This window comes from Bacillus hominis, from assembly GCF_018332515.1.
Classification (GTDB): domain Bacteria; phylum Bacillota; class Bacilli; order Bacillales; family Bacillaceae_G; genus Bacillus_A; species Bacillus_A hominis.
Genome location: NZ_BOQD01000004.1, coordinates 17429 through 37446, shown reverse-complemented (window position 1 = coordinate 37446; position 20018 = coordinate 17429). Strand labels below are relative to the sequence as shown.

At 36.5% G+C, this 20018-nt stretch carries 7 protein-coding genes and 1 pseudogene; 3 read left to right on the top strand and 5 right to left on the bottom strand.

Annotated elements, in window-relative coordinates; genetic code table 11:
* Nucleotides 1-68: 68 nt before the first annotated feature.
* Nucleotides 69-500 (top strand): annotated as a pseudogene (locus tag KI356_RS00830) (hypothetical protein); the annotation flags it as partial.
* A gap of 143 nt (nucleotides 501-643) precedes the next feature.
* Here the strand turns inward: KI356_RS00830 and KI356_RS00825 are convergent.
* Nucleotides 644-15676 (bottom strand): CLIPPER-2 domain-containing protein, encoded by a 15033-nt coding sequence (locus KI356_RS00825; RefSeq protein ID WP_212934571.1) that lies wholly within the window; start codon nucleotides 15674-15676, stop codon nucleotides 644-646.
* A gap of 122 nt (nucleotides 15677-15798) precedes the next feature.
* Here KI356_RS00825 and KI356_RS00820 point away from each other — a divergent pair, with 122 nt between their 5' ends.
* The gene (locus KI356_RS00820) at nucleotides 15799-16659 is read left to right on the top strand and encodes a GNAT family N-acetyltransferase (protein ID WP_212934570.1); all 861 of its coding nucleotides are present in this window, start codon (nucleotides 15799-15801) and stop codon (nucleotides 16657-16659) included.
* Nucleotides 16660-16700: 41 nt separating this feature from the next.
* Here the strand turns inward: KI356_RS00820 and KI356_RS00815 are convergent, their stop codons facing one another.
* The gene (locus KI356_RS00815; RefSeq protein WP_212934569.1) at nucleotides 16701-17261 is read right to left on the bottom strand and encodes an isochorismatase family protein; all 561 of its coding nucleotides are present in this window, start codon (nucleotides 17259-17261) and stop codon (nucleotides 16701-16703) included.
* A 182-nt stretch (nucleotides 17262-17443) separates the two neighbouring features.
* Here KI356_RS00815 and KI356_RS00810 point away from each other — a divergent pair, with 182 nt between their 5' ends.
* Nucleotides 17444-17704 (top strand): DUF6123 family protein, encoded by a 261-nt coding sequence (locus KI356_RS00810; RefSeq protein WP_002117829.1) that lies wholly within the window; start codon nucleotides 17444-17446, stop codon nucleotides 17702-17704.
* A gap of 2 nt (nucleotides 17705-17706) precedes the next feature.
* Here KI356_RS00810 and KI356_RS00805 read toward each other — a convergent pair whose 3' ends face one another.
* From KI356_RS00805 to KI356_RS00795, 3 genes are all read right to left on the bottom strand, one after another.
* Nucleotides 17707-18612, bottom strand: coding sequence for a DMT family transporter (locus tag KI356_RS00805; protein WP_212934568.1), 906 nt, complete (start codon nucleotides 18610-18612; stop codon nucleotides 17707-17709).
* A gap of 13 nt (nucleotides 18613-18625) precedes the next feature.
* Complete coding sequence (locus tag KI356_RS00800; RefSeq protein WP_000573873.1) at nucleotides 18626-19012, bottom strand: reverse transcriptase-like protein; 387 nt, start codon at nucleotides 19010-19012, stop codon at nucleotides 18626-18628.
* Between the two features lie 71 nt (nucleotides 19013-19083).
* Nucleotides 19084-19956: an aldose 1-epimerase family protein gene (locus KI356_RS00795; protein WP_212934567.1), complete on the bottom strand. Its 873-nt coding sequence runs from the start codon at nucleotides 19954-19956 to the stop codon at nucleotides 19084-19086.
* Nucleotides 19957-20018: the final 62 nt, after the last annotated feature.

The following is a 20018-nucleotide window of genomic DNA, read 5'->3' as shown; positions in this document are numbered from 1 at the left end:
ATGATGTCCTTTTAAATCATTATGATCATTTCATTTGGAGTTGATGTCAAGCGATGAAGAGGTATGAAGAACTGGACTTTACGAAAAATCCGATTAAAATGTTGAATTGTTTTGGGATATACTTTGGGTGGGGAGAGAGCCCTAAGAAAATTAAAATAGAATATGTATTAAGTGCAAAGGGTAGTTGGGTTATTGCGGCGGATGTTCCATTAAATGTTGGAGATACAATTATATCGAATATGAAGGCTAGTCAGTTATATAAAGTAAGAATTACATTGAGTGGTTATGCTCAAGACCATAAGCGTTTTCGGATTAATCGTATTTTTGCAAGGTCTTCTATGGAAAATGGGAATGCTTGGCTAGCGACAACTGGTGGAAGAATGTTTGGAGATATTGAACTAGAAGCAAGTAAAGGTGTGATTATGAAGACTGCTAGTGGAGTGAAATGGAAAGTTACTATTAATGAAGCTGGTCAGCTTATTACGACTAAAATAACGTAAGATAATACATTATTTGTATAATTTTGGACGAACTCTAGAAAATGTGATGGACTAAATTCAAAAGAGAAAAGCGGAGCCTATGGCATGAAAAAGAGATTGTAGTTTGGCTAAAATCAAACTACAATCTCTTTTATTTATTTGAATTAATTCCACCAAATCCAAGGCCCGAAATATTTTCGTATGTTCCGAGGAGTAATTCGTATAAAGCGTTCACCGTCAAAGAAGCAACTTAAGTTTGGTAAAACACGATCTATATTTGGCGGGAGGAAAGAGACGATGTTTTCGTTACTTACAATTGTTATTGTTATAGGTGGTTCGGCAGGAGATGTTTGAAGTTGTAAGGAAATATTAGCGGTGTTTATAAATTTATTGTTTACTGGTTGATCCATTACTTGTACTGTGAATGACACAATAATTACTTCATTTGGTTCAAAGTTAGTTGCAACTAGGAATCCGAAATTTGGATCAGCTAAAGGAAGTGATATGCCGTCAACTATAACGGATCTGCCAATAAATCGTAAACCTGCAGGAATGGTGTCTTGTAAAGAAACGTTTGTAATTGAAAATTTCGAGGTATTTGTAATACGCACCGTATAATCAAAATATTGGTTTAAATAAGCTGAGCTGACGGAAGCAGTTTTCATTACTGCTGCAGTTATGAATTGAACGGGTATACGGACAATATTTGAATTAACAATGAAAGTAATAATCGGATCTTGTGGTGTTAATTGGAAAGCAGCTGTAACTGTTGCAGAATTGATAATTGTACTGTTTGAAGGAATAGAAGTGACGAGAACTTGAAATGTTATAGTTGCTACTCCATCTGCAGGTAAAGCGCCAATATTCATACCAGTGTCTGGACGAACATTTGGAACCGTAGTACCGTTAATTGTTACGCTGTTTTCTATAAATGTTGTTCCAGCTGGAATCATATCTAAAACGGAAGTACTTACTGTAGGAATTGGGGAACGATTAAATATCTCTAATGTGAATGTAATAATATCTCCTATAACGACAGAAGATTTGTCAGCGTTTTTCTCAATGCGCACCATTGGATCAACAATCGTTGTTGTAACGGTATTTGTTTGCTTTGTCATTGTAATAGGCGGTTCATTCGGATCAATGGTAACAGTATAGGAAACAGAAGCATCGTTATTGATAGCAGTTTGAAGAGTCGAAGAAGATATTGTTACTTGGAACGTAATGCCAACAGATTCATTAGGAGCAAGGTTTCCTAATGTAATACCATTTTCCGGATTTGCACTAGGTTGACTGATTCCGTTAATCGTAACACTACCAGTAATGAAAGTTGTATCTACTGGTACGGTGTCTATGGCAAGAAGATCTTCAATCGTCACATTACCGCTATTAGTAATTGTAATTGTATACGTTAAATTTTGACCAGGTAAGGCATTCGTGACATCAACAGACTTTATAGCAACGACATTATCATTTTGGACAGTTGTTGTGACAGTATTTGTTGTAGTCGTATTTGTAACAGGTAAGTTATTTGGGTTGACTATATAGTTAAAAGTAGTAATTGCTTTGTTGCTGAGTTCATTTGGTGTTGGAATAGAAGTCACAGTTACTTGGAATGAAGCGATAGCATCTCCACCTACAATTATAGTACCAATTGGTATGCCGCTTACTGGATTAACTCCCGGAAGAGTTTCACCGTTTACAATAACGCTATTTTCTATAAACGTAGTACCTTGAGGAATAATATCTTGAATGATTATATCATTTGCTGAAACATTACCAGTTTGATTTAGTGTAATCGTATACGTTAACGTATCACCGACCGTTGCAAATGCAAGGTTAACAGCTTTATTACTATTCAAATTCGCGTGATGAATTTCTGTTACGGCAGCTGATGAAATAATTGTTTCGGTAATAGGTGGCCTATCTGGTACCGTGTATTCATATTCAATTGTACTCGTGTTAGAGATTGGATTTGTTTGCGGAATGGAAGTAACCCGTACTTGGAATAGAATAGTTGCTGCCGTATTAGGCGGAATGTTATCAATTTGTATACCGTTAAGTGGGTTGTCATTTGGACGAGCGTTGCCATTCACAATAACACTATTCTCTATAAAGCTCGTATTTGCTGGGATGATATCTGTAACAATAATGTTTTCCACTTGTATATTTCCGTTATTTATGATGGAAATTGTATAAGGGATAATAGTTTGTAGGTCAGCGTATTGGATTGGCGTTGTTTTTGTCGCAATTACATTAGCAGAAATAACTTCAGTGAAGGTAATATTACTAGTCGATATTTGCTCTTCCCCATTTATTGTATAGCGGGAAGTAGATTGATTTTGAATACGACCGCTAGCTGGAAGAGCTACAACGGTAACAGAAAATGTGACTGGGATAGAAATGTCAGGAGCAATCGTTCCTACAAGTATACCGGTACTTGGATTGGCGTTAAGCTGCGGAATGTTATTTACTAAAACGCTACCGTCTATAAAGGTTGTTCCATCAGGAATATTGTCTGTAAATACAACAGCAGTAGCATCCGTATTCCCTGTATTCGTTAAAGTTGTTGTATAAGTCAAAATGTCACCAATCGTTACAGAAGTCAAATCAACAGTTTTAAGTGAAATGATATCAGCATCATTAATTTGAACGAAAGTGGTATTGGAAGTAGTAGATTTTTGAATTGGTGCAAAGTCAGGGTTAAAAATAAAGTCGTAGACGATGTTTGCAGTATTAGGTGTTGGATTTACAGCTGGTAAATTCGTAACAGAAACTTGGAATGTTATTGTTGTCGATTGACTTGACGCGATATTAGGGATGGAAAAGCCGATATTCGGATCTGCTGCAGGAAGTACAGTATTGTTAACTATTACGCTTCCTGGAATAAATACTGTTCCATCCGCTATAGTATCTGTAAAAAAGATGGAGTTAGTTGTAGTAGATCCGTTATTTTGAATGAATACTGTATATTCAATGGTTTCATCAATATTAGCTAACACTTTATTAGCGGATTTTGTAGCGATAAGAATAGCATCAATAAATTGTATATTTGTACTATTGGAAGAGGTCGTTTCTGAAATTGGTGGTGCGCTTGGTTCCAGTTGATATTCATAGTGAATGACAGCGATATTATTAATATTATTTTGAGAAGGTATAGAGACTACATTTACTTGGAACGTAACAATAATCGTATGATTTGGAAGAATTATATCAAGGGCGATTCCGGTAATTGGATTTTCGTCAGGTCTTGGTATGCCATCTACAAGGATACTATTTGGAACGAATGTAGTTCCAGCTGCAATTGCGTCAATTAGGAGAGCATTCGTAATAGGCACTGTACCAGAGTTCGTAACTGCGACTGTATATGTGATGATTTGACCGATGCGTGTAATGGATCTATTGGCGGATTTAATTGCACTAATATTTGCCGTCCGCACTTCAGTGTTTACTGCATTTGATAACGACTTGCGCTGAATAATTGGAGAACTAGGGTCAATTTGGTATTCATACGAAGTGTCTGAAATATTAATGACAGTATTGCCGGGAGGTATACTGGTAAGTTGTACTTGGAATGAAATAGTGACTGTTGCATTTGGTTGTATCGTGCCAAGAGTTACTCCGTTTTCAGGATTCGCGCCAGGCTGAATCACATTATTTATTGATAAGCTATCATCAATGAATATAGTACCTTCTGGGATGTTATCAATGAATATAGTGTTGTTAGCTGGAATGGTTCCTATATTTTGTAGTGTATTTGTGTAGGTAATATTTTGCCCGATGGATACAAAAGTTACATCCGCCACTTTAACAGAAATAATATTTGCATTTTGAATCGATGTTGTAACAATATTAGAATTTGCAGAGCGATTCACTGGTGGAGCTGTAGGAATACTTACATATTGGTAAGTTACAGAAGATTGATTTACAATTTCGGTTTCAGTAGGTGGATTGTTTGTTTGCACTTGGAATAGTATCGTTTTGGAACCGTTTGATGAAATCGTTCCAATCGGTATTCCGTTTTCTGGATTTACACCTGGCTGCAAGACACCGTTAATTGTGACACTATCTGGAACAAATGTAGTCCCAGCAGGAATAGAATCTGTGAAAATAATATTTATTGCGTCAACATTTCCTATATTTTTTACTTCAGAAATATAAAGTATAGTTCCTCCAATATCTACAGTTATTGGGTTGGAGGTTTTTATAATTGTCAATTGTGCTTGCACGAAATTTGTAATGACGATATTACTTGTAGATGTTTCAGTAATAGGTGGTTGCCCTGGGTCTGGTTGAATTGTATATGTTGTATTGGATTGATTTGTAATCGATTCTTGCGAGAATGGATTGTTAATAAGAATTTGGAACGAAATAAGGTGAGTAGCGTTTGCTGCAAGGTTAGGAAGCGTGACACCTAGATTTGGATTGGCACCAAGTATAGTTGTTCCGTTAAGCGTAAAACTATTTTCTACGAATGTAGTACCATTTTGAGCAGAATCTAAAAATGAGAGATTAGTTGCTGAGATATTTCCGTTATTGTCTAATGTTATCGTGTAGGTCAAAATATCGCCATTTGTTGCTTGTTGTGCATTGACTGCTTTTAAAGAAAGAATAGTCGCATCTGAAATTTGTGTGACTGCTGGATTAGACGTAATTGTACGAGAGATGATAGGAGCATTTGGATCAGCGATAAAAGTATAGTCAATACGGGCTGTATTAGAAATTGGGTTCACGCCTGGAATGGATTGAACGATAACTTGGAATGTGACGGTGACGATTTCTGACGGCGCAATGGAGTTTAATGGTATTCCTACGTTTGGATCGGCACCTGGAACTGAAATGGTATTAATGGTCACGCTATTAGGAATAAATGCAGTTCCTTCTGGGACCAAATCTGTTAAAGTAACTGTATTTGCAGTTGTATTGCCATTATTTTGAACGACTACGGTGTAAGTGATTGTACCGTTAGTAGATTGTACGAGAGAATCTGTATTTTTAATTACGGATAACGATGCATCAACGACAGCTGTATTAACCGTATTAGATGAGGATGTTGCTGTAACTGGAGGTTGACTTGGATCAACAATAAACGTGTAACTTGTAATGGCTTGATTTATAATCGCCCCTTGCGGTGGAATAGAACTTGCAAGAAATTGGAACGTAATAGTAGCAGAATCACCTGGTGCGATAATACCAACTGGAATACCGAGAGTTGGACTTGCATCTGGAAGTGAAATTCCGTTTAACGTAACGCTATTTGGAACGAATACTGCACCTACAGGAACTCCGTTTATGAGCAATACAGAATTTGCAGGGAAGTTTCCGGTAGTTGTTAATGTTGCTGTATACGTAATTATATCTCCGATGGATACGATTGTTCGATTTGCTTCTAAAACAGTTGTAACAGTAGCGTTATTAATTTGTGTTGAAGCGCTATTAGAATTTATTGTGCCTGTAACAGGAGGAGCTACCGGGTCAACAATGAATGCGTATTGAATAGATGCAACGTTTGTAATTGGGTTTGAAGGTGGAATAGATGTAACTATGACTTGGAAAGTAACAGTTAAGGAACTGTTCGCGCTAACGGGTCCGATATTAACTCCGTTATTTGGATTTGCCCCTGGAATGGTACTTCCATTTACTGCAAAACTATTTTCAATAAAGGTCGTTCCTGATGGAATCAGGTCTGAGAAATTTAGATTCGTAGCAGTTGTATTTCCGCCATTTTGAATTAAAACTGTATAAGTGATTGTGTCTCCTATATTTGCAAAGGCTGTATTAGCCGTTTTTAAAGCTGAAAGTATTACTGAATTAATAGAAGTAACGAACACGTTCGTTTCCACATTGCCAGGCTGAGCCTGTAATGCATTTCCTACGTTATATTGGAAGTTAACAAACCCTAGGTTTTGGAGTTCAGGTGTGAACGTTGTTGGATTGCTTACAATTTGAACTTGGAATATGATTGTTACAATTTGATTTGGATTTATCGTATTTATGCCAACACCGCCAATGATAGAAGCGGATGGTAATGGAGTGCCATCAACAACAACTGATCCTGTAACAAATTGTGTCCACGATGGTATAGGGTCTGAGAAAACAACGTTGTTAGCAGGAATATTTCCTGTGTTCGTAATAGTAGTTGTATACGTAATCGTATCACCGATAGTTGCAAAAGCTTTATCTCCTATTTTAATAGTGTTTAAAATAGCACTTTCAATTTTTGTTGTAACGTTGTTAGAAGTAATATTTTTTGAAACTGGAGGATTTGCTGGATTAACGATATGTTGGAAGCTAACGCTAGCTTGGTTGGAAATTGGATTTATAGGCGGGATTTCATTGGCGTTAATATGAAATGCTACGATGACAGATTGGTTTGGCGCGATATCACCAATTGGAACACCTGTAATGATATTTGCATTTGGGATGCTAATTCCGTTAAGTGTAAAACTATTCGGTTCAAAGGAAGTTCCGTCTGGAATAAGGTCGGTAAAAATAACATTCGTGGCACTAACATTTCCGCTATTTGTAATTGTAACGGTGTAGACGATATCCTGCCCGATATCTACCGTTGATACATTTGAATTTTTTTGTGCAGTAAGGATAGCACTATTAATTTGTGTGGTCGTTGTATTAGATTGATTGGAAGTTGTAATAGGTGGCTGGCTAGGATCAACGACGTAATGATATGCGGTTGAAGTAGAATTAGATATTGGATTCAGTGTTGGAAGTGTAGTAACAGTTGCTTGGAATGTGACGATTGCCGTATTACCACCATTAATGGAACCTATATTTACACCAGTAGATAAATCAGCGTTTGGAATGGTTTGCCCATTAACTGTGAAACTGTTTGGAACAAAAGTTAAATTGCTATCAAGTATATCGATAACGGTAACATCAGTTGCGGTCACATTCCCGGTATTAGGGAGGTTAAGTGTAAATGTTATTGTATTACTAACATCCGCAAAAGTAAGATCTGCTGTTTTTGTACTTATAATATTTGCGTTGTTTATTTGAAGAAGCGTAGTGTTGGAAGTAGCTGAACTCGATACTGGAGGATTAACAGGATCAACAATAAACTCATATGTCGTTGATGCTGTATTCGGTGTTGGATTAATAGATGGAATGCTGTTAACCGTAACTTGAAAGACGATACTGTATATTTCATTTGGTGGAAGTGTTGCAAGTAATACACCTGTATTTGGATTCGCATTCGGTTGTAAAACGCCATCGACAGTTAATGTGTTAGGAACAAATGTGAGTCCACTTGGTAATACATCTGTGAATACAATATTAGTTGCATCGGTATTGCCTACATTGGCAATAGAAGAAGTGTAAAAAGCAGTTTGCCCAATATCTGCAAAGGATACACTTTCATTTTTCGTCATGGATAATATCGCTTCTCTAATTTGCGTTGAAACAGGATTACTAATTGAAGTTTCTGCATCAGGTGGTGAGACTAATTGGTACGATGTCGATGAGAAATTTACAATTGGATTTTCAGTTGGTAATGAGGTCACGTTTACTTGGAATGAAACATTCACTGTAGACCCAGCTGTTATAGGCCCAATATTTACACCGTTCGTTGGATTCGCACCACTTTGAGGAATTCCATTAATAGAAAATGTGTTTGCAATAAATGTAGTTCCGCTCGGCACGGTATCTGTGAATATAACATTTTGTGCGGAGGAATTGCCGTTGTTTGTTAAAGTGATAGTATAAGTGAGTGTATCTCCGATGCTGCTAAATGCTTTATCAACTTGTTTCGATGAAAGAATGGTAGCTGTATTAATTGTAGTAAACGTTGTGTTTGAAGTAACATTTCTTGAAACAATCGGTGCATTTGGATCAGCGATAAATGAGTAAGAAGCAGTAGCGGAATTGGCAATCGGATTTTGAACAGGTGTAGAAGTAGCGCTAACTTGAAATGCTATAGATATTGAGCTGTTAGGAGCAATTGATCCAATCGTTATACCTGTATTAGGATTGAGTCCGATTTGTGTGATGCTATCTATTGTAACGCTATCAGCAATAAACGTTGTACCATCTGGTATAAGATCAGTGAAAGTAATATTTGTCGCATTTGTATTACCGTTATTCGTTAAAATTGTCGTATAGGTAATGGTATCACCTAGTGTTACAAGCGTTTGATCGACCGATTTTACCAATGTTATCATAGCGTCTAGTACAGGGTTTGTAACGATATTAGTTGAAGTAGAAGTTGTAACAGGAGTTCCGTTTGGATCAACAGTATAAGAATATAAAATTGTGTCATTACCCATAATCGAATTTGAAGGAGGAATAGAAATAACATTTACTTGGAAAGTAACAGTTACTGTTTCACCAGGTGCGATATTTGGTATATTTACTCCAAGTGCGGGCTGCGCACCAGGTTGCTGAACTCCACTTATTGTAACTGAATTTGGTATAAATGTAGTATTAGCTGGAATAGCGCTTGTGAATGTTATATTCGTTGCTGGTGTATTCCCTGTGTTTGTAATAGTAGTTGTATACGTAATCGTATCTCCAACAGAAATGATAGATTTATCAGCACTTTTTGTTGTAGTTAATATTGCGCTATTTATTGTTGTAGTAACGGTATTAGATGAAGCGGTTTGTGTGATAGCTGGTTGACTTGGATCGACAATATGCTGAAATTGTATAGAACTAGAATTAGAGATTGGATTTATACTTGGAATATTTGTAACAAGTACGTTGAGAGTAATAACGGCCGTTCCACTTGGGTTTATATTTCCAATCTGTATCCCGCTAGCTGAATTTCCAATTTGTTGTGTACCAGAATCGTTTGTAAGAGTCCCGGAAATAAATGTCGTTCCGTCAGGTAAAATATCTGTGAAAATTATATTTTGTGAAGTGACATTTCCAGGGTTACTTAATGTAATTGTATAAGAAATTGTATCGCCAATCGTTGCAAAATTTTTATCTGAGGATTTAACTAGTGCAATTTCCCCGGAATTTATTTGTGTAGAAACAGAGTTGGAGGTTGTATTTCGTGAAACAAGTGGTGAATTCGGTCCTGTCATAAATTGATAATTAATAGAAGCACCGTTTATAACAGGTGAGTTTGGTCCGCCTGGTCCGATTGTGAAAATTGGATTTGGAATACTAACTACTTGCACACGGAATGTGACATTTATAAAATCCTCGGCAATAATATCCCCAATTGGTATCCCATTTTCTGGATTTACTCCAGGTAATAAAACTCCACCTACTCGAACGCTATCTTCTATAAATACTGTATTATTTGGAATCGAATCTGTAAAAGTGATATTAGTAGCAGTCGCGTTCCCTATATTTTTTAATAAAACAGTATACGTTAAAAATGAATTTCCAGGTGCAACGTCAGAAAATAGTCGATCCACACTTTTCGTTGCTTGAATGATTGCTTCATTTATTTGAACTAAGACCGGATTACTAGTAGCCGTTTCTGTAACAGGCGGCTGAGTAGGATCAACAATGATAGAGTATGTTGTGCTAGATTGGTTCAGTGTAGGGTTTGAAGCGGGTATTGAACCGACAATAGCTTGGAAGCTAATTGTTATTGATCCTCCAACTGGAATTGGGTCTAAAGGAACTCCGATATCTGGCCTAAATCCGAGTTGTGGGATGGTATTAATTTGTACGCTATCGGGAACGAATGAAAGTTCAGGTGGTAATATATCGATAAAAACAGGTGTGTTTGCGGTAGTATTTCCACTATTAGTGAGAGTAGTTGTATACGTAATTGTATCTCCAACAGCAGAAAATGCACTGCTCGCAGTTTTTGTTGCGATAACGGAAGCAGTATTTACTTGTGTAAAGGTTTTATTGGATTTAACTGTTCGTGAAACAGGTGGTTCATTTATATCTACAATAAAACTATATTGAATCGATGATTTGTTAGGAATCGGATTAGGGCTTGGAATCGTTGTAATGTTTACTTGAAAACTGAGTATAACTGATGCATTTGAATTTATGTTACCGATATTGATACCATTTTGTGGATTTTCATTAGGAATGGTTGTTCCATTTACTGTAAAACTATTTGGGATAAACGTTGTACCATTTGGAATTAAATCTGTAAAAATAACATTGTTTGCGGTAGTATTACCGGAATTAGTAACGGTTGAAGTGAAAGTAAGTGTATCTCCAATAGTAGCGAATGTTGAATTGACGGTTTTATTTATAGATAGAGTAGCATCAATAATTGGAGTAACCGTCGTATTTGTGATTGTACTACCAACAGCAGGTGATTGGTTTGGATTTACTGTATATTCATAATTTACAAGGGCATTATTTGTTAATGTGCCACTAGGTGGTATTGCTAAAATTTGTGCTTCAAAAGTAATAAATACAGTATTTCCTGGCGGAATATCTGCTAAGTGAACACCAAGTGATGGATCTAATCCTGGTTGTGGAACATTATTGATAGTTACGGAATTTTGGATAAATGAAGCTCCTGCTCCAAGTCCATCTGTTAAAACTGTAGCACTAGCAGGGATATTTCCTGTGTTTGTAACTGCAATCGTATAGGTAACGATATCTCCAATTGCAGCTGTCGGTGTATTCACTGACTTAGTAGCGACAATAGTAGCATTGTTAATTTGAGTTGTTATTAAGTTACTTAACGCATTGGCGGATGCTGGAGGTAAGCTAGGGTTTACGACATATTGATACGTTGTATTACTTTGGTTCGGGATTGGATTTGGGCTAGGGATGGAATTCACTTTTATTTGAAATGAGATTGTTGTATTTGTATTGGAGTTTATTGGGTCAATTGCGATCCCGTTTGCTGGATTTACATTAGGGAGAATATTACCATTTACTGTTACACTATTAGGGATAAACGATGTTCCGTTTGGAATAACATCTGTAAATATTACATTTGATGCAAGTGTGTTCCCGCTATTCGTTAAGGTAGTTGTATACGTAATAATATCATTTACGTTGGCGAACTGTTTATCTGCAGATTTCGTAGCGAAAATAGAAGCGTTATTAATTGTAGTCTGTACAGTGTTAGAAGAAGTCATTTGCATTACAGTTGGTTTTAATGGATCGTACGTGTATTGGAAAGTAGTGCCTGATTGATTAGTAATTGGATTAATGGATGGAATAGCTGGTACATTCACTTGAAAGGAAACAGTACGTGAGGAATTTGCTCCAATTGTACCGATGGAGATGCCGTTTGCTGGATTAACATTAGCTACAGGTACATTATCAATTGCTACACTATCCGGAATGAAAAGTGTACCACTTGGAATAACATCCGTAAAAATAACATTAGTAGCCGGAATATTCCCGTTATTTGTTAATACAGTGGCATACGTAATGCTATCACCGACATCAGCAAAGTTTGTACTTGTTAATTTATTCGCTACGATATTAGCAGTATTAATTTGTGTAGTTACTATATTGCTAGTAGCGTTTCTAACAAGAGCAGGTAAATTTGGATCAGCGATAAAGCTATATTGAAGTGAAGCGCTGTTTTGAATTGGATTTGGTGAAGGTAGCCCATTTGCACTTATTTGAAAAATAATCGTTGTAAAGCCACCAGCAGGAATTGTACCGGCTTGAAGACCAACACTTGGATCCGCACCTAGCTGTAAAACACCACCTATAAAAATACTATTTGGTACGATAGTGGTGCCAGTAGGGATTATATCGGTAACAACAACATTATTTGCTGGAGTATTTCCAGGGTTAGCTAAAGCAATTGTATATGTGATTGGTTGCCCAACATCAGCAATAGTTAAATCTACCTGCTTGACAATAACTACATTTGCTAAATTAATTTGTGTACTTACAGTGTTACTTAAAGATGTTTCTATAATTGGTGGATCACCTGGATTTAGAATAAAGCTATATTGTGTACTGGATGAATTAGTTGTTGGATTTTGGACTGGTAAAGCAGTGACAGTTACTTGATAAGAAACAGTAATTAATCCGCTAGCAGGAATAGAAGGCAACGGGACACCGATATTTGGATCTGCGTTATTTTGGAGCACACCATTAATGAGGAAAGTGTTTGGGATAAAGGTAGTACCATCTGGATTTATGTCTATGAAAGTAGGGCTATCAGCAGAGACGCTTCCTGTATTCGTTAAAATAACGGTATAAGTTAATATATTTCCAATGGTAGCAAAAGAGCGATCGACTGCTTTTGCTGAAATAACATTTGCATCATTTACTTGAGTAAATGTAGTAGTTGAAGTGGTGTTTTTGTTTACTGGTGGAGCGTTTGGATCAACAATAAAGTTATAGGAAATAGAAGCGCTATTCGAAATTGGATTTGGATTTGGAATGCTAGTTATTAATACTTGGAATGAAGCTGTAATTGTATTGCCAGCATTGATACTACCAATATTGATGCTAGCTGGTGTAACGCCCGGCTGAGTAACACCGTTAATCATAACACTGTCTGGTACAAAGGAAGTACCATTCGCAATGGAATCAGATAGTAATACATTGTTCGCTGCAACGTTTCCGTCGTTTGTAACAGCAAAGTTGTAAGTTAATACATCTCCAACTTCCGCAAACGTTTTATCTACCGATTTTATAGCATGAAGATTTGCTAGTCTAATTGTTGATGAGACAGAATTAGAATTTGCTGTTTTTGAAGTTGGTGGCAGACTTGGATTTACAGTATATAGATAAGAGGCGAAAGCGTTGTTAATGATAGGATTTTGGGAGGTGATGTTGATGACTGTTACTTGGAACGATAAGGTGAAAGTAGCTCCGCCAGGAATTGTACCGATAGGTAAGGCAATAAGAGAAGTTACATTTTGTAAAACACCGTTTAGCGTTACAGTACCTGGAGTCAATATCGTTCCATTTGGAAGTGGATCTGTTAGTTGAACGTTATTAGCGGGCGTATTTCCACTGTTTGAAATAAGGATTGTATAACTTATAGTTTCGCCAATTGTGGCAAATTGTTTATTCATAGATTTTGTTAATGATAAATTCGCATTGTTAATTTGAGTGGAAACGAGATTAGAAGAAATGTTTTTTGTAACGGGTGATTGGCTAGGGTTGACAGTGTACTGATAAGAAGCGCTCGATCCATTAGATACGACGTTTGATGGAGGAATTGTATTTACTACTACTTGAAATGAAACATTTTTGGTCGTGCCAGTTGGGATAGATCCGATATTCACACCATTAGCCGGATTTGCGCCAACTTGTGTAGTGCCATCTATTGTTAAACTGTTTAGGACAAAAGTTGTTCCAGTAGGAATGATATCCGTAAAAATAACATTGTTCGCACCCGTATTCCCTGTACCTACAAAAGAAACTGTATAGGTAAGTGTATCGCCAATATCTGCATAGTTTTTATCTACTGCTTTTGCCATAGTTACAGTAGCATTATTCACTTGAGTAGATACGGTATTTGTTGCATCGGACCCATTTACTGCTGGTTGATTTGGAATAGGGATATACTGGTAAGTTGTGGTGCCACTATTTAATATTGGATTTGTTTGTGGGATAGAAGGAACGAATACTTGAAACGAAATAGTAGCAGTAGAATTTGCAGCAATAGATCCAATTGATATACCATTAGCGGGATTTGCTCCAGCTTGAGTTACTCCGTTAACAGTTACACTATTAGGAATAAAAGTAGTCCCGCTAGGAATTGGATCCGTATATATAACGTTCGTTGCAGCGATATTTCCTATATTAGCTAAGGAAATACTGTAAGTTAATGTTTCACTAATATCGGTAAATAGTTTGTTAACGGATTTTGTTCCATTAATATCTGCTAGGTTAATTTGTGTACCAGCAGAGTTGCTTGTTGCAATACCGCTAAAAGTTGTTCCTCCAGCAATTGGTGTATATTGAAAGGTAATATTAGCAGTGTTAGAGATAGGATTTTGACTTGGAAGAGAAACGACAGTCGCTTGGAAAGTTACTGTACGAGAAGCGTTGTTATTAATTGTTCCAAGAGAAATACCAGCGGCTGGATTTGCGTTTGTTTGTGGTACATTATCTATCGTTACACTGCCAGGTATAAAGGAAGTGCCGTTAGGGAGAATGTCTGTAAAAGTAACGTTATTTGCAGGAAGAAGCCCGGTGTTAGGAACAGTAACTGTATAGGTTAGAATATCGCCAATTGTAGCAACACTTTTATTTACGCTTTTTGTTGCTTGTATATTAGGTGAATTTATATTGATTTGTAAACCGACTGTATTGAGCATATATGCGTCACCGTTCGTTGTTAAACGGATTGCGGCGGAGACTTGGGAATTTGTTAAATAAGGAGAAATATCAATGGCAGTAATGTCCCAACCTTGCCTTCCAGCGGAGATATTTGTACCTGTAGAGGCACTCTGGTTTCGCGTACCAAATGTTCCAGTAGTATCTAAGTTCCCTGTAGCATTATTAATTTGAGAACCAAAGAAATTATTAACAGCATTGTTTGGCCCAGATAAAGCATTTAATGAACTAAAGTTTGGGCCAAATAAAGCTTGGTCCCCGGTTAAATCAGCATCTCCTTCAGTAGAACTTAAAAATAATCTCCCGCTTACAGGTCCTCCTGCAGGTGTTAAAAATCCTGAGACAGATACATCTGCACTACCAGTTTCTACAGAAACGCGGTTACCAGCTACGTAAATTGTTAAGTTTCTTGCAGGTAAGGAACCGTTTTGATAAGCGACAATGAGCGTCCACCCAGCTGAATTAATTGCTCCATTAGAAGCGTCTAAAGGATCAACAAGTCCAGGAACAGATCCGGTTGTATAAGAGCCAGATCCAGCAGCTTGAACGAGTGACGTTACATCTGCGGATCGTGTATAAAACCCAAATGTGACTGATCCAGAAACAAATGTTTGATTAGAAGCTGTAATAGCTGAAGGGGTAATTGAGTATGTTGACACAGGTGTTGTGAAAGAAACTGGGTTCCCTAATACACTCGTAATGTTTTGGTCACGAGATAAATAATTCCCGCCCCAAACAAGTTCTGCGTAAAGAATAGTACTACCAGCAGGGATATTTAAAATAGCAGTAGAACTATTTTGTGTATAGTTTAATGTTGTACCAGCAGGAAAAGTAGTTACTTGTAAAGCCGTATTCGTAGTTATAAATGCACCAATTGCCCCGATTGTACCAGCACGGTTTTGATTACTAATTTTACTTAAGCCGAGAGTGTTTCCTGTAATAGCGAGTGCGCCGTTAGTGGTGGTAGAAAATCGATTCGTAATGGGCATGTTGTCACCTCATTTACATTATAGTCTTGGTCAAAATAGGATATGTGTACGAACGATGAAGAGAAACATGTACGAGTTGATTCGTAAAGAATGATTCAAACGTCTAGATAAGGAGATGGAGAATGATTGAATTAGGAATGAGAGTGGAATATCTTAAAAAAGAAAATATAGAAGATATTATCGTGTTATCTTCTTATATTGGCTGGGATTATAATACAGAAGAAATTGAGACAATCTTCAATTCAGGCATTGTATACGGTGTGTGGAATGAGAGAAAGGAACTTATTGCTAGCGCGGCAATTATATTATATGGGGAGACATTAGCGTCTATCGGTATGGTGATTGTACATCCGGATTATAAGGGGAAAGGGATTGGAAAAGCGATAACGCATTCATGCATGAATAGCGTATCAGCTCATGTTCCAATTATGCTTATTGCTACGGATGAGGGGAAGCCCTTATATGAAAAACTAGGGTTCAGGGCTATTAGTTATGTTTCTAAATACATATGTAACTCTTACAATGTGAATTATACGTGTGCAGGCAATGAAGAGTATATGATGAATTATAAAGAGTGTGATTTAGAAGGGATAATAAAAATAGATGAAGATGCATTTGGAACAAATAGAAGAGAGTTTTTAAAGGAAAGAATTATGCAAAGTGAGCAGTGTATCGTTCTGAAGGATAAAGAACAAAATGTACTAGCATATGGTATGAGTATACAAACGCCAGAAAATAAAATAATAGGGCCAGTCGTTGCTAAAAATGATGAGATGGCAATGAGAATTGTACATGATTTAGCAAAAGGGCATAATGGTAAATTAAGAATGGATGTATCAGAAGGAAAGGACGATTTTCTAAAAGACTTAGAGAGTGTTGGTTTTAAAAAGGTTCATACACCACCAATTATGATGAAAAATAGCGGTCAATTTTTGGGGAGAAATGGAAAACTATACAGTATTGCAGCGCAAATTTTTGGATAAAAAAAGAATCCTTTTCACGTAAGGATTCTTTTTTAGTTAATTTAATCACGATATTGGTCATGAATAGGTTGAAAAAGATCTTCCTCGACATCTCTAACAACTGAAAAATGATCAACATTATAATGACCGTGTAAAGTTTTATTATGGTGCTCGATAATTTGCTGTGCAGATAATACATTAGAATCATTTGTTGAATGACCATTTTTAATTAATGTAACATCAAATCCTTGTACAGTTGCCGTCCTAACAGCGGTGTCAATGCAATGTTCTGTTTTACATCCACCTATAACGAGATGATTAATCTTCTCTTCTTTTAAAAGTTCAAGTAAAGAAGTGCCGTAGAATGAATTTGTTGCTGCTTTATTAATAAGGATTGCAGACTGAGGTACTTGAATTTGATTATGTACTTCAAAGCCCACGCCGCTACCAGAAGCAACATCAGTATCTCTTACGAAAACAATAAGGGCATTTGAATCAATTGCTTTCTGTACAGCTGTATTTAGTGTAGCTAATAAATCGGTTTTACGGAACACTTCATTTTCTTCTTCGTTTCCATCAATTAATTCTTGTTGCGCATCAATAATTAATAGTGCTTGTTTCATTTTGTATCCCCTTTTATATGAAATAAATTCCACTTTACATATTCTTTCATATTGTAAGGAAATCCTCCATTGCAAGCGAAGTAGACGATTGATTTACAAAGTTGTCAAAGAAATTTCATTCTCATAGCGTATAAAAGCATGTATGATAGGAGATGGAGAATTTTTGAGTAGGTGGGAATAACATGCAAACAGTAGAAGATTATCTTTCATTCTTACATACGAAAGGATTTAAATTATCAGAGGAAGCACAAGGATTTATTATGTTCGGACAAGGCTATACTGGTTCATCTGATGGAATTGTGAACGCAGCAATAGAGGCGACGATTAAACATCAGTTACAGTTTGATGGTAGTTATTTTGTTGCATTATTAGAACGATTGAAAGAAGAAGAGATTACAGATAAAAAAAGCGCTAAGGCTTTTATGCGGAAGTTACAAGCGTAACTTCACGCAGCCCGCGCTTCTTTTTTGGTTTTTGAAGGTAATTCAACAAAAATCATACCTAGGAAAATACATAGACATCCAATAACAGCAGAAATAGAAAGCTGTTCATTTGCTACTAGAACGCCTGTTAATGCTGCAAAAACAGGCTCCATTGCGAAAATAATGGCTACTCTCGTTGGAGAAGTGTGTTTTTGTGCAGATGTTTGAATGAAAAAGGCAATTGCTGTCGCAAACAGGGAAGTTAGAAATAGAGCGAATAAAAAGGAATGGTTTGTCCATAGTGATACTGAAAATAATTTTTCCCAATCTTCAAATAAAAAAGCACAAATAGAAGAAAATATACCGACAGCTAATACTTGAGAAGTGCTTAGTAATAAAGGTGATATTTTCTTAGAAAAGAAACCGTTAACAAGAATATGGGCAGCGAAAGCGACAGCGCAACCGAGAACGAGTATATCTCCAATGTTTAATTGAAAAGAATCACCAGCGGTTAATAAGTATAAACCTGCTGTTGCCACAGCAATACCAAGTACGATGAAAACTGTAGCTCGCTGTTTTAAAAAGATAAAAGACAAGATTGGGACCATAATGATACTAAGTCCTGTTAAGAAACCAGCTTTTGAAGAGGTTGTATAGAGTAAACCGAATGTCTGTAATAAATACCCAACACATAAGAAAAATCCAACAATTAGCCCAGCAAGACTACTATGTTTTATGTCTTGTTTTGAAGTTTTTTGAGAGAAAATAATTTGAACGAATAATAAAATAATTCCAGCGAATAAAAAGCGAATAGCATTAAAAGTAAATGGTCCAACAAAAGACATAGCATTTTGAACGACAACAAACGTAGCTCCCCAAATAAAAGAGACGAATAATAATGCGAGAGGAGCAATCCACCCTTTTTTCACACTCATACCCCCGTTAATTTTGTAAGATAGCTTTTCTAGCTAATTCATCAGCTACTTTATTTTGACTACTTGGAATCCACTTAATAAAAAAGAGATCGAAACTTTTTATGTACTGCAGTGCTTCCTCTAATAGTGGTGCGAACATTTTATTTTTTGCGTATTCTTTTTCGACAGCTCGCTCGACAAGTTGCGAATCTGTACGAAAAGAGACAATGTTATAATTATGCTCCGTGCAATATTTTAATGCCGCAAGTAAAGCGTGGTATTCTGCTTCATGATTGGACATTGTCCCAAGGGGCAATGATAATTGTACAGCTGGTTGAACCCCTTTAATAAATACGCCTGCACCAGAAGGACCAGGATTTCCTTTTGATGCACCATCAATATATACTTCAATCAAAATGAGAAACCTCCAAATGATAAGATGATCCCCTACTTATATGTTTCCTTTTAAGTAGGGGATAGAGTAACTTAGCCGATTGTAATACTATAAAGACATGTAAATGTTTCATTCGCTTGTAAAGATTGAATTCCTTTTTTTTCCTTGAAATCTTTTGCTGGATTTACTTCATCAGCAATCCCATACCAAGGCTCAATACATAAGAAAGGTGCGTTCTCGCCTGGTGTCCATACGCCGACAAATGGGAACCCATCAAATTCTACTTTTACAAATTTATTATGTTTATGTGAGCGAATCGAAATCTCATTCGTATTCATATTTTCAAAAATAAGTGCGTCATTTTTGAATAAATCGTATGTAAGTGGTAATTCATTTGTATTTTCAGCGATTAATTGCTTTTTACTTGAAAGATAAGGTCCTTCTAGTACACTTGTTTCTAAGCGTTCTGAACCATTAAATGATAGATGATAATCTGTAAATGATTCGCCGTCTACTAATGGGAAATTGAATCCAGGGTGTGCTCCGATTGAAAAGAACATCTCTTTTGAAGAAGGATTGTTTACTTCATATGTAACATGTATATTTTGTTCGTCTACTTCATAAGAAACGAGTAATTCGAATTCGTATGGGTATTTTTTTAATGTTTCTTCATTACTAGTTACAATATAAGTGATTTTCGTTTCACTTTGTTCTTTTACAGAGAATGTAAGATCACGAGCAAAGCCGTGTTGTGTTAAAGAATATGGTTCGCCATCTACGTAGTATGTATTATCTACTAATCGGCCGACAATTGGGAATAAAATTGGTGCGCGGCGCCCCCAATAAGTAGAATCGCCTTGCCATAAATATTCAGTGTTATCTTCTTTTAAGCGAATGCTTTGTAATTCTGCACCTTTGTCAGAAATGGAAACAATCACTTTTTCATTTTGAATTGTTGCTGTCATGAAGTGAAACCTCCTAAAACTTTCATATGTTTTATTATACGTTGTCTAAAAGAAAAAAGGTA

What these genes read in the sequence shown, in the direction of transcription:
- KI356_RS00825 (WP_212934571.1), bottom strand. Translation starts at nt 15,676, where the DNA reads ATGCCCATTACGAATCGATTTTCTACCACCACTAACGGCGCACTCGCT.
- KI356_RS00815 (WP_212934569.1), bottom strand. Translation starts at nt 17,261, where the DNA reads ATGAAACAAGCACTATTAATTATTGATGCGCAACAAGAATTAATTGAT.
- KI356_RS00810 (WP_002117829.1), top strand. Translation starts at nt 17,444, where the DNA reads ATGCAAACAGTAGAAGATTATCTTTCATTCTTACATACGAAAGGATTT.
- KI356_RS00820 (WP_212934570.1), top strand. Translation starts at nt 15,799, where the DNA reads ATGATTGAATTAGGAATGAGAGTGGAATATCTTAAAAAAGAAAATATA.
- KI356_RS00795 (WP_212934567.1), bottom strand. Translation starts at nt 19,956, where the DNA reads ATGACAGCAACAATTCAAAATGAAAAAGTGATTGTTTCCATTTCTGAC.